The sequence below is a fragment of the Deltaproteobacteria bacterium genome (genome assembly GCA_019308995.1).
Lineage (GTDB): Bacteria > Desulfobacterota > Desulfarculia > Adiutricales > JAFDHD01 > JAFDHD01.
Genome location: JAFDHD010000125.1, coordinates 1 through 11,062 on the forward strand (window position 1 = coordinate 1; position 11,062 = coordinate 11,062).

13 protein-coding genes are annotated in these 11,062 nt (G+C 51.3%); 11 read left to right on the forward strand and 2 right to left on the reverse strand.

The annotated features are described in order from the left end of the window. The coding region (locus tag JRI95_14880; GenBank protein MBW2062827.1) for an acetyl-CoA acetyltransferase at nt 1–653 on the reverse strand (653 nt) is incomplete at its 3' end. Nucleotide 654: 1 nt separating this feature from the next. After that, nucleotides 655–2,112 carry an OB-fold domain-containing protein gene (locus tag JRI95_14885; GenBank protein MBW2062828.1) on the reverse strand — a complete coding sequence of 486 codons (1,458 nt, stop codon included), beginning with the start codon at nt 2,110–2,112 and terminating at the stop codon, nt 655–657. A gap of 502 nt (nt 2,113–2,614) precedes the next feature. Between JRI95_14885 and JRI95_14890 the strand changes: the two genes are divergently transcribed. From JRI95_14890 to JRI95_14940, 11 genes are all read left to right on the forward strand, one after another. Further along, complete coding sequence (locus JRI95_14890) at nt 2,615–3,601, forward strand: universal stress protein (protein MBW2062829.1); 987 nt, start codon at nt 2,615–2,617, stop codon at nt 3,599–3,601. Between the two features lie 303 nt (nt 3,602–3,904). After that, complete coding sequence (locus tag JRI95_14895; GenBank protein MBW2062830.1) at nt 3,905–4,309, forward strand: transcriptional repressor; 405 nt, start codon at nt 3,905–3,907, stop codon at nt 4,307–4,309. 106 nt (nt 4,310–4,415) lie between these two features. After that, the gene (locus tag JRI95_14900) at nt 4,416–4,991 is read left to right on the forward strand and encodes a rubrerythrin family protein (protein MBW2062831.1); all 576 of its coding nucleotides are present in this window, start codon (nt 4,416–4,418) and stop codon (nt 4,989–4,991) included. Nucleotides 4,992–5,061: 70 nt separating this feature from the next. Next, complete coding sequence (locus JRI95_14905) at nt 5,062–5,436, forward strand: desulfoferrodoxin (GenBank protein ID MBW2062832.1); 375 nt, start codon at nt 5,062–5,064, stop codon at nt 5,434–5,436. Between the two features lie 269 nt (nt 5,437–5,705). Further along, the gene (gene nifU / locus JRI95_14910; protein ID MBW2062833.1) at nt 5,706–6,224 is read left to right on the forward strand and encodes a Fe-S cluster assembly scaffold protein NifU; all 519 of its coding nucleotides are present in this window, start codon (nt 5,706–5,708) and stop codon (nt 6,222–6,224) included. Nucleotides 6,225–6,249: 25 nt separating this feature from the next. Next, nucleotides 6,250–7,425 carry a cysteine desulfurase gene (locus JRI95_14915; protein MBW2062834.1) on the forward strand — a complete coding sequence of 392 codons (1,176 nt, stop codon included), beginning with the start codon at nt 6,250–6,252 and terminating at the stop codon, nt 7,423–7,425. 165 nt (nt 7,426–7,590) lie between these two features. After that, nucleotides 7,591–7,749 (forward strand): rubredoxin, encoded by a 159-nt coding sequence (locus JRI95_14920; protein ID MBW2062835.1) that lies wholly within the window; start codon nt 7,591–7,593, stop codon nt 7,747–7,749. Nucleotides 7,750–7,849: 100 nt separating this feature from the next. Continuing rightward, entirely contained in the window at nt 7,850–8,347 is a 498-nt protein-coding gene (locus tag JRI95_14925) for a ferritin family protein (protein ID MBW2062836.1), read from the forward strand. Nucleotides 8,348–8,642: 295 nt separating this feature from the next. Then, nucleotides 8,643–8,888, forward strand: coding sequence for a glutaredoxin family protein (locus tag JRI95_14930; protein MBW2062837.1), 246 nt, complete (start codon nt 8,643–8,645; stop codon nt 8,886–8,888). 66 nt (nt 8,889–8,954) lie between these two features. Continuing rightward, nucleotides 8,955–10,094, forward strand: coding sequence for a PAS domain S-box protein (locus JRI95_14935; GenBank protein MBW2062838.1), 1,140 nt, complete (start codon nt 8,955–8,957; stop codon nt 10,092–10,094). A gap of 134 nt (nt 10,095–10,228) precedes the next feature. Then, entirely contained in the window at nt 10,229–10,687 is a 459-nt protein-coding gene (locus tag JRI95_14940) for a SocA family protein (protein MBW2062839.1), read from the forward strand. The last annotated feature ends 375 nt before the right edge of the window (nt 10,688–11,062 follow it).

The following is an 11,062-nucleotide window of genomic DNA, read 5'->3' on the forward strand; positions in this document are numbered from 1 at the left end:
GACACGCCGCAGCAGTCGAACAGACCCAGGGGATAAGCGATCATTGGCGCGGCCTTGATCTGCTCTTCAGTCACGGCCCGACGAAGGTGAGCCTTTGGATTCAGCGCGCCATTGGCGTGGCTTTTGGCTGAAACGTGGGCGATGGCGTCCTTGATTTTTTCCATGGGGATGTTGTATTTGGCCGCGTAGGCTGTAGCCAGGAGGGCGAAGCTGCCAGGCGCCGTGGCGTTGGGGCCGATAGTCGAGCCCAGGACACCCATGGCGCCGCTGGCAGGCAGGCCGCCGTATCCGGTATCCTTGAGCTTTTCCACACCCAGGGCCAGTACGATGTCGTATATTCCGGCCGCCACGGAATAACAGGCGGCTCGAAAGGCCTCGGTTGCCGTAGCGCAGTAGTTTTCGACGCGGGTAACCGGGATGTAAGGCAGTTTCAAGGTATTGGACAGCGGTATGGTCGCCTTACCCACGTTGACCTCGTCAAAGTGGGTCCCGAAGTAGGCTGCCTGGATTTCCTTTTTTTCAATACCGGTGTCTTCCAGGCATTCCACAAAGGCCTCAACCATCAGGTCTTCAGCGCTAGACTCCCAGCGTTCCCCGAAACGGGTGCAGCCCATACCGACAATAGCCACTCGGTTGCTGATTCCTATCGTCATATTACTTTACCTCCTTCTTTGGGACGGCTTTCCAAAAATACCTGGAAATGTCCCGCTTGGGATCATAGGTTCTGCGGCGAAAGCTCATTTCCATCTCCATGCCCACCGACAGGGAATCCAGATCGCAATCCGTAAAATCGAATTGATACCGGCCCCCTGCCTCGAATTCCACGGTTCCGTAAATGGCTGGCGGGTCGTTGGACGCCGCCAGGTTGTCTCCGGTGTAATTGAAAATCCTGGCCGTTTTATCTGAAAGGAGGAAGTCCTCCATCTTATCAATCGCTCCACACTCCGGATTGACACACACACGTTGAGGCGGAAACTGGACGGTTCCACAGGCGAGGCACCGGCTGCCCCACAAACCATAAATAGCCCTGCGCTTGCGCCAGTCAAAGGACCAGCGCGTCCAGACGTCCTCTTCGGCGCGCGGGCCGAGCTCCGCAGGTATAATATCCCGCCAGACGAGGTACTTGGTGTATTTGTCCAGAGCAGTCTTGTCGGCAAGATACCCGGAAATCCCCCGAGCGTGTTTGGCCCCGGTAATCTTATCCGTGGCCCTGAACCAGATGATATCGCTGCCGCTGCCAAAACTGATGACCATAATATTATCACCAGGGTTGGCGTCTTCCAAGGCATGGGCCAGGACAACCATGGTCTGGGCCGCGCCGGAATCACCGACCTCGGTAAGCAGATTGTTCGGGTCCATCTCCGAGGCAATCCCCAGGATTTTATTCAGCTTCTTGCGCTCGGCGCCGTAATGGCAGGGGTAGATCACCTTAGAGAAATCTTCTATTTTGAGCGAATATTTATCCAGGAAGCCTTTGAGGGTGCCTGGGATGATGTGCTCAAAGCCCAGATCACGAATCCAGCGATCTTCCCACTGACGGTCGTATTTAGCAAACTGACCCCGGAAGTGATCCACAAAGTCGAAGCTTGTGGAAAATGAACCCTTGAACTCGGCGATCACGTTTTCGTTGCCCACCAGGAAGGCCGCGGCTGCGTCGCCAAATATCATTTCCTGGGGCGAGGCCGGTTTGCCCAAACGGCATTCAGCCGCACAGGCGATCATATTCTTAACGGCCTTAGCCTCAACCGCCTCCAAAGCGGCAAGCAGCGCCGTTGTCGAACATTTGAGTCCGCCGGAAAAGTCTGCCGTGCGAATCTGATCACCCAGAGACAAGGCAGATGAGACAATGCCTGCGTTCTGCCTTTCCTTAAAAGGCATGGTAGTTGAAGCAAAGTAAATACCACCCACATCATTACGGTCCTGTCCGCGCAGACAGTCAATCCCGGCGGCCACGGCCATGGTGATGCTGTCTTCGTCAAAGTTGGCTACGGCTTTTTCGCCTCTGGCGTTGGTAATAGTGGCCGGGTTGAGCCAACCCATGGCGTCATAGATCATCATGCGGTTCATTCGATACCGCGGTACATATCCACCGTAAGAGCAGATTCCAACCATTTAACCCTCCTTCGGTTCTGTGTTAGTTTGTCCCTATCTTAGAGTAAACCGGCTCCTTCTTAATCCAGGCCGAAGCCCGGTTGATCTCAACTTACTTCTACTTTCAGCAGGCGACCTAAGCTTTGGACCGTATCTCTTTTAAAGCACATCAGTTCACTAAACTCCCCGCACCAGCTCTAAAACTAAAGCAGCCAGGTTACCCATGATAATTATTATTTCAATTCTACCACTCTTTCAATCAATAGCAAAGCCTCTTGCGTTTTTTTGAGTGGGAAAGGGAACATACATCGTATCCCCCTGGTCAAGCTTTGGATATTGGGTCGGGGTAGTATGAAAGAGCTCCGTGCTTGGCAGGAGCGATGGTTGAGCAAGGCCCGGGCCAGGGCCGCTTGAAAACCCTTTACATGTGGTTATAATTTTAAGAAGCGGTTTAAGACTGTACTTCCGGTGTGGAACCGTCATTTTATGAAGAAAAATCCGGCCTGAATGGGGGGAAAAGAATATGTCGCCGAAATCTCAGCAGGAGGAAGCCCAGCGCAAGGTCTTGATTGCCATGGACGGTTCGCGATTCGCGTCGCACGCCGTGGATTACACGGTAAATATGAGCCGTTTCATCCCGGACCTGCACATCGTTTTGCTTCACGTTCTGCCGTCTATGCCGCCTTATCTTGAGGAGGGCGCACGGACCAACAAGGGCATGCGTGACAAACTCAGAAGACTCAAAGAGGTCAACCAGGCCGAGGGCGAGAAGGTCCTGGAAAAGGCCAAGACCCAACTGGTCGCGGCTCATGTTCCTGCGGAGCGCATCCAGAAAAAGCTGGCGCCTCGACGCACCGGCCTGGCCAAGGACATCATCAATGAGGCCGAGCGGGGCATGTATGACGCCTTGCTGGTGGGCCGGCGAGGCCTGACCGGGGCGCAGGAGCTGTTCATGGGCTCAGTCTCCAGCCAGCTGGTGCAGCACGCCACCAATGTGCCGCTGTGGGTTATTGACCATCAGGTCCCCAGGCCCAGGGTGATGGTGGCTATTGATGGTTCGGAGTCGAGCCTCAAGGCCGTGGATCATGTGGCCTTCATACTCGGGGGCAATCCTGAGGCAGAGATCCATTTTTTGCACGTCGTTCCGAAACTGCAGAACGTGTGTTCGATTGACCTCGACGAGATGGGCGAGACGCTAAAGGATATTGAAGGTGAACTCGAAATGCTGGAACAAGACCTGATCCAGGGAAACCAGGCCTGCCTGGACGACTTCACCCCGCGCGCCACCCAGATCCTGCGCCAGGCCGGTTTTTCCGCGGACCGCATCACGTTCGAGGATCGAGAGATCGTGCTGGGTATTGCCCGGACCATCCTCAAGGCCGCGCAGGAAGGTGGATACGGGACCATTGTTTTAGGGCGTCGAGGCCTGGGCCGTTCTCATTTCCTGGGCAGCGTGAGCGACCGCGTCATCCGGCAAGCCGAAGGCCAGGCCATCTGGGTGGTCGGTTGAGAGGCTGGCGCTTGAACCTGGCAGGGGAACCCTAATCAGCAGGCCAGGCTCTTTGATGAAAATACGGCCCTGAGCCGGACCTGTTCATCATTCATTTTTATTACCTCTTGATATCATGATGCAATTCACTCGCGAGGAGCGTCAGCGACAACGCCATCCCGATGTTTTCAGTTGTAGGTCAGGTTGCCTGCGAAGCGGGTCTCCCAGACAATATTTTCTTTATTTTTTTTTGATGAAGGGGTTGACAAGGCAGGTTTTCCAGAAAATAATTTGAATGATAATAGTTATTAATCACGGTCTGAGATGATTTATAGCCGTAAATTAAAAATGACCCCCCAGCGTCAGGCCATCATAAAGTGCCTGAGGCAGAGTAAAAGCCACCCCACCGCGGATGAAGTTTTTCAGACCGTGCGGAGGCAGCTGCCTCGCATCAGCCTGGGGACCGTGTACCGCAACCTGGAGCTTCTGACTGAAAACGGTTTCATAAAAAAATACGAACAGGGAGGCAGCCTGAGGAGATACGAAGGGAACCTGGATAAGCATTTTCATATCAGATGTGTCTCCTGCGGGCGGCTGGATGATGCTCCGATTGAACCGTTTGATTTCCTGGAGAATTCTCTTCAGGGAGTGAGTGACTACCAAATCCTTGGCTGCCAAGTGGTATTTGAAGGGCTCTGCCCGGACTGTCAGGCCAGGGGTTCATCCTGACCGGGTTTAAACTAAAATGGCCTCTGGCTATGGAAATGGAAATTTCATCAATATTAAATTGAAGTATGAAGGGAAACCCTAACTCATTAAAATCTGGAGGTAAAAAATGGGAAGGTTAACAGGCACGGAAACTGAAAAGAACATTTTGACTGCTTTTGCCGGGGAGTCTCAGGCCCGCAATCGCTACACCTACTTTGCCAGTCAGGCCAGGAAAGACGAATTTATGCAGATAGCCAATATCTTTGAAGAAACGGCCAACCAGGAGAAGGAGCATGCCAAGAGGCTCTTTAAGCTGCTGGAGGGTGGAGAGGTTGAGGTCCAGGCGGCTTTTCCGGCCGGGGTCATTGGCTCCACGGCTGAGAACCTCAAGGCCTCTGCTGCCGGTGAAAATTATGAATGGACAGAAATGTATCCTTCTTTTGCTAAAAAGGCTAATGAGGAGGGTTTTGAGGACGTGGCTGCCATTTTCACGAGTATCGCGAAGGCCGAGAAGCAGCATGAGAAGCGGTACAACGACCTGCTTCGAAATGTTGAGGCGGGTCAGGTCTTTAAGAGAGACAAGCCGGTAGTCTGGCGCTGCCTGAACTGTGGGTATCTACATGAAGGTGAAGAAGCGCCGGAAGTCTGCCCGGCTTGCGCTCATCCCCAGGCTTATTTCGAACTGCTGGGCGAGAATTATTAGGCCTTTAACCAGGGCTGTGAAGCTAGAACAGCTGGGCCGCGGTGCGGCTTAGAACAAAGGAGGTACGAACGTGGCTGAAAAATTACAGATTTACAAGTGTGAGAAGTGTGGAAACATCGTGGAGGTGCTTCACGCAGGCAAGGGCGAACTGGTTTGCTGCGGAGAACCCATGAAGCTTTATGCCGAAAATACGGTTGACGCGGCCAGGGAGAAGCATGTGCCTGTCATTGAGAAGATCGAAGGCGGCTTCAAGGTCAAGGTTGGCAGCGTGGCTCACCCCATGGAGGAGAAGCACTATATCGAATGGATTCAGGCCGTGGCCGACGGAAAGACTTATCGTTGCTTCCTGAACCCCGGGGACGCCCCTGAAGCAAAGTTCATGATTGACGCAAGGCAGATTACCGCCAGGGAGTACTGCAACCTGCACGGCCTGTGGAAGGCGTAACCGGCGTAACCGGCCTAACCGGCGTAACCGGGCTTAACCGGCTTAGCCGGCGTAACCGGGCTTAAAGCCAGGCTTATTTTAGAGGGCCGAAGCCGCGGTGTTCAGTTGTTTCAAGCGATTCGGCCCTCCTTTCATGAGGTAGATTCATAATAAACTGCTTTCGAAAAAGGGTGACGGCTGTCATAATAAATCCGACTCTGATAAGGCTTGATTTTTTATAGCTTCGTAGTTAAGTTTACTTTGTAAAGATAAAACGGAGGTGGCTGAAGATGTATTCCGAAACAGTTAAGGATCATTTTAAAAATCCCAGAAATGTCGGGGAGATTAAAGATGCAGACGGCGTGGGCGAAGTAGGCAACCCTGTCTGCGGAGATATTATGACCATCTTCCTCAAGGTCGAGCAAGACCGGATTGAGGATATCAAGTTCCTGACCTTTGGCTGCGGCGCGGCCATCGCCGTCTCCAGCATGCTAACTGAGATGGCCAAAGGCAAGACCCTGGAAGAGGCCAAAAAGATCACCAACAAGGATGTGGCCCAGGCCCTGGAAGATCTGCCCAAGAACAAGCTGCACTGCTCGAACCTGGGAGCGGATGCGCTACAGATGGCCATCAAGGATTACGAAGACAGAAAGACGGGCAAGGTGCGGGTCAAACCCGAGGCAGAGAAACACGAACATACCCACGGCGACACATGCTACTGTCCGTATTGCGACGCCGAGCTGCCTTCTGATATTGAGGAGAAGCCTTTCTGTGCTAACTGCGGCCAGGCCGTTGAGCTGGAACATTGAGGTTTTTTAACAAAGAGGTCCTGCAATGAATATTATCAATCTGGACTATATCTCGTCCAATCCGCTCCTGCCTGAAGTGGCGGGGGCCATGATCGAGGCCATCAAGAAGAACTATGGCAACCCTTCAAGCCCTCACCGGCTGGGCGATCAGGCCACCGCAGCCCTGGAGGGGGCCCGGGAGTCTGTGGCCCGCTTGATCAACACCGCCTCGCCAGGCGAGGTTATCTTCACCTCCAGCGGCAGCGAATCCATTAACCATGCCCTCAAGGGCGTTGCCTGGGCCAAGGCGGACAAAGGCAGGCATATTGTCACCTCCAATGTTGAGCACAACGCCGTCTTGAAATCCCTGCGCCGTTTGACTCATCTGGGTTATCAGGTCACCTCGGTTCCGGTGGACGAATACGGCCGTGTCAATCCGGAGGACGTGGCGCGCGCCATCACCAGTGAAACAACCCTCGTATCCATCATGCATGGCAACAATGAAATCGGCACCATCCAACCGATTAAGGAAATCGCTGAGATCACAAAAGAAAAAAAGGTCATTTTTCATACGGACGCCGTGGCTTCGGTCGGGGCCGTTTCCATTGATGTCCAGGACCTGGGGGTGGACCTGCTCAGCTTCTCCGCCAACCAGTTCTACGGGCCTTCAGGCGTGGGCGGCCTCTATATCCGCCGCGGCACCGGACTCTGGTCCCTCATTGACGGCGGCGCTCAGGAAAACAACAAACGGGCTGGCACTGAAAACCTGATCGGCGTCATTGGCGCTGGTGTCGCCGCCGACCTGGCTCTTCGGGATATGGAGCGCCGTATCCGGCATTCTAAAATCCTGAAGGAGAAATTGCTCCAGGGCCTCAATGAAAGGATTGAGGACATCAGTATCAACGGCCACCCGGAATTCTCCCTGCCCAACCTCGTCTCGGTCTCCATAAAATATATCGAAGGGGAAAGCATTGTCCTGATGCTGGACGAGGAAGGCGTCTATGTTTCGACCAGGTCGGCCTGCGCCTCAGGCTCTCTGCGGGCCTCTCACGTCCTTGTCTCCATCGGTGTGGACTTTGCCGATGCCCAGGGCACTCTGATCCTGAGCTTTGGACAGGAGACCTCGGAGGCGGATATTGACCGGTTCCTGGAAGTGCTGGCCAAGGTGACGGCCACCCTGCGGAATATGTCGCCCCTTTACCGGCAGGCCAAGAGAGCCTAGGGGATCAAGTTAACATTGCAGCTTCGGCTTAAAGGCAGAATTGACTCCTGCCTTGAACCTCTAATATAATGGCTTTAAATCTATTTACATTTCAGGCAATTCATACCTTCGGGGCGTCAGACCCCGTTCTGAATCAGACTGCCATAACATAAGGAGACTAAAATAATGGACAGGTATGTTTGCGAAATTTGCGGCTATGTGTACGATCCTGCTGAAGGCGATCCAGACAACGACATTCCCGCGGGAACAAAGTTTGAGGACATTCCAGATGACTGGACCTGCCCGGTGTGCGGGGCCTCAAAGGATGAATTTGAAAAAGAATAATTCATTCCCAGGGAGAAAATGGTATAAGTAAAGATAACAAACTGTTAAGCCAGGCCAAAAACATAAGGCACGCCTGGCAGGGCAGGGTTAAGGAGAACGAGTGATGCTTTATGGGTTCAACGCCGCCGAGGTCTTTGACATAGCCATCGCGATTGAGGAGAACGGGAAAATCTTTTACGATAAAGCTCAGGATAAAGTTGAGGACCCTGAAGTAAAGGAGTTGTTCAAATCTCTGGCCCTGGAGGAGGTTCAGCATCATGAGTTTTTCATGGCGCTTAAGACCAAGCTGCCGCCGGCGGCCGCAGATCAAACGATCTGGGACCCGGAAAACGAGAGCAATCAGTATCTGAACATGATGGCCGGGATGCATGTCTTCCGGACGGATGAAGACGTGGACCGACGGTTGGCGAGCATTGCCAGTGCGGAAGACGCCCTGAAACTGGCCATCCAGTTTGAAAAGGATTCCATCGTTTTCTTTCTGACCATGAAGGATAAAACAGAAGAGGCCCAGGGACGAAACATGATTGACCAGCTTGTCAAGGAGGAGCTGACTCATCACAAGCGGCTGTCTTTGCAGCTGGTCAACCTGAAGAAATAAGGCCTGCCCGTTTTCCAGGCCGCACCATGCTTGAGCATGTCCTTCCATTTAAGCCTCTTCAAAAAAATCTGTGGGTGAACGGTTAAGCCCATTCAGGATAACAAACTGTTTTTTCATAGAAAATTATACGTCAGGAGCAAATATTTTTTAGTCTCAGATGATAANNGGTGCGATGAGAATGGGCCTCTAAAAAGCTCGTCGGAATTGCGCCGCCGTAAATCGGCCGGTGCTCCGGAGATAAAAATATAGTTTGACAACCCACAGATTTTTTCAAAGAACCAAAAGAGGAGTAGTAATGGCAAAAACGGTCAAGATTTATTCCAGCCCCACCTGCCCATACTGCCGCAAGACCAAGGAGTTCCTGACCGAAAAAGGCGTCGCCTTCGATGATTACGATGTCACCGCGGACCAGGACGCCCTGGAAGAGATGAAGAAAATTTCTGGCAGTGCTCGAAGCATTCCGGTGATATCCGTGGATGACATAGTCATGGTTGGTTTTGATCAACCCCGCCTTGAAGAAGTCCTGGATTTATTCAGGTAAAACCGGAAAAACCGATCTGGCCAAAGGAAGCCGTGCATGTTCGGCCTTTGATCTCAGGGGTGATTCGTGAGCGGATCAGCTAAAACAGGAACAGCCGCTGGTGTGAATGGAGCCATCTCTCAAAGAGAAGAAAAGGACGAACTGATTATTCTCAAGGGAGCGGTGGAGAGTGCCGGTGAGGCCTTTGTAACCATTGATGAAAACCATAAGATCGTCTTTTACAACCGCGCCGCAGAAATAACTTTTGGATACCCCTCCGAAGAGGTTATGGGGCAGGATTTAAACAAAATTCTGGGCCCCACCTGCCCCGAGAATCATGATCAGGCGGTGCAGCGGTATATCAAGGCCAGAGAGCCGAAGCTGATCGGACACGCCTCGGAGCTGACCGCCAGCCGCAAAAACGGGGAAACCTTTCCCGCTCTGATTTCTTTCTCTGTGGCTCACGTTCAGGACCGCTTGTTTTTTACCGCCATTGTCAGGGATTTGACCGAAAGAAAGGCCATCGAGGAGAAAGTGCGCCGCGCCGAGCAGCTGGCCGCGCTGGGTCAGGTCGTGGCCGAGGTGACTCATGAGATTAAAAATCCCCTGATGATGATCGGCGGCTTTGCCCGGCAGTTGATAAAGCAGGCGGACAGGGAAGAGGACCTGAAAAAATTAAACATCATCACCAAGGAAGTGAGCCGGCTGGAAGCGCTTCTTAAGGAGCTCAATGACCTTTACCTGCATCGAGCCTTGAGTCTTGAAGAGGTTGATATCAACGAACTGCTCCGGGAAACATGCGCCTTGACCGAACAAAGTTATAAAAACAAAGGGCTCACGGTGGTGAAGGACCTCATGCCCGCACCGGCGCTGGTCAAGGGTGATCGAGGCAGATTGCAGCAGGTTTTTCTTAACCTGGTCAAGAACAGCATCGAGGCCATGGAAGAGAAAGGCACGCTCTTGATCCGGTCTCTACTTTCTGAAGATAAAATTGAAGTCACCATTGCCGACACCGGGCCGGGCATACCCGAGGAAGATATTGACAAGGTCCTGACGCCTTTCTTTACCACCAAGAGCCAGGGGACCGGGCTCGGTCTGCCTGTCTCGAAAAAGATCGTGGAGGAGCATCAAGGCGGCTCTTTTTTTCTAACCAGCCGCAAAGGCCGGGGCACTGAAGTCAAGATAACTATGCCTGTCTTTGCCTCTGAAAAGGATAAGGCCAGCTAATTTATTTTCGGGCTGTCCCAGATAAAGGTAGAAAATTAAATTAAGGTATACAAACTATATTAGATTATGTTATACTTGACAAAAATTATAATACAATACATTGTTGAAATGAGGGGGAAGGGGGGAGAGCTATTATGCCTACTGTTTATGATGTAGCAGATTATTTTCTGTGGAAGGCATCAGAAACGGGCGAGCTTTTAACAAACCTTAAGTTACAGAAGCTAGTATTTTATGCTCAAGCCTTTCATTTGGCGGTTTTTGACAAACCCTTATTTCAGGATGACTTTGAGGCATGGGTATATGGCCCGGTTTGCCCCACTCTTTATCGTGAATATAAAGAATTTGGCTGGAATCCCATTTGTCGTGATTCAATAAATAAACTCAATTTTACTCCCGATGCCGAGGAATTATTAGAAGAGATAAGTGATTTATTTTTGGGAGAATCCGCTTATAACTTGCAGAGAAGAACCCACCGTGAAGACCCTTGGGCTAATGCAAGGCAGGGGTTGCCCCCAGATACTCCATCACATAATATAATTTCTAAAGAAACAATGAAAAAATACTATAAACAGTTCATTGTCGAAGAAAATTAAAAAACAGCCGATTGAAAATAAACCCAAGAAGCTGATTCCCCCCGTCCCACCCCTTGAGAACCGTATATCTTTTTCTTATAAATATTTAGATAATTTAAATGATAGATTCAAATATGATCATAAAAAAGTTAACTGGTTTCTTTCGTTGATAAAAAGATTGAAAACCCTGTGTGATAAAACTCCAACGGAAATCAGAAACGAACGAAGAGCATTAAGATGCCATCGAATTCATTGGGATCAAGTTTCAGAAAGTTGTTTTGGGTTTCCAAACGAAGAAGAAATAGTGGAAGAACCTCTGCAGTTTCAATTATCTAGAAACGAAGGCAGAATACACGGTTTCTTTATAGATACTGTTTTTTATATTGTATGGTTTGA